1 protein-coding gene is annotated in these 1,157 nt (G+C 43.3%); it reads right to left on the reverse strand.

Annotation, left to right across the window (positions count from 1 at the left end):
• Window positions 1-396 precede the first annotated feature (396 nt).
• Window positions 397-1,062, reverse strand: a complete 666-nt coding sequence (locus ACGF49_RS24555) for a hypothetical protein (protein ID WP_387493313.1) — start codon at window positions 1,060-1,062, stop codon at window positions 397-399.
• Between the last annotated feature and the right edge of the window lie 95 nt (window positions 1,063-1,157).

Below are 1,157 nucleotides of genomic sequence, written 5' to 3' on the forward strand. Positions count from 1 at the left end.
CTTTATCCAGAATGCGCTGGCTCAGTTCTTTGGCCTTACCGCACGCTTCCGGTGACAGCGTGCGGCAATCGCCCAGATTTCGGGAGGCCAGCGCATTATTCTCAATAACAAACTAACAGCGGAGAAAATCCCAGCCCAGCGGCTGGGATTTTTGTCACTCAGATAATGGTTCCAAACTAAGTAGGTGAGCTTTTGCCTTTTCTATGATGTGCAAAAATTCATCATACCTGAACTCTAGAATATTATTGTCAGGATAAATAATAATATTCACTGATTTTTTGTCCTCCGATAATGATATTTCCCCCCACTGGACCCTATTAAAAGATAGCTCAGCATAAAGATCATCTCGGCCAGCGGAACTACCTACACTATATTCCAACATACTCTTCCTCTCTGTCATTTACTGGGCGGCTCACGGAATCCAATCAATTTTGTACCATCAGCATTAAATCGCAACGCTCGTCCATCAGGAGCAATTGCTTCAACTACAGCAATCCTCTGTTTATTTTCAAAAACAAACCTAGATTCTATTTTGGTATTTGGATTGCTTAGTATTTCACTAACTATAGTCTGAGCTTCCTTATTTAAAACAGATGCTTTCTGGCTAGAATATGAATACACAGAACCTTCCCTTCCCCCGTGCTTTTGTAATGCACGTCCAGCGTCCGTCAAGCCATTACGATTGGGGGTTGAAGCAGCTTGATTAAGATTATCCCTAGATGGAAGCCCACTATTGTTACGTGCATTTTCCTCATCTTGCGGTTCCCAACCATCTGGTGTTCCAGAACCGGTTCCACCATATTTAGCCTTTTCTTCATTTGTCAGATTTTTTCCCACATTTGGTTGGTTTTCACCATCTATATAATCTGACGAACATACCCGACCAAAAGAACATTGGGTGGCTTTATCTATAGACTCTCCCATTTCCTTCAATTTTTTGTCCAAAGCTGAAGCTATTGTCTGATTTGCTTCATTCACGGTTTCACCCGTGTTTGAACCCGCTATCGGTGGTGGTGGCATTGGTATAGCTAGGGCATTATTGTCAGTAACAACCCATTCCATTGCGAAGCTGATTACCGAACGCCGATTTTCCTAATGCCCTCAGTCAGTTACCACCCGGTTTTTCCCGTGCTGCTTTGTCGCCGAACTCAAAACCC

This window comes from Photorhabdus sp. RM96S (assembly GCF_042879335.1).
In the GTDB taxonomy this organism is placed as follows: domain Bacteria; phylum Pseudomonadota; class Gammaproteobacteria; order Enterobacterales; family Enterobacteriaceae; genus Photorhabdus; species Photorhabdus kayaii.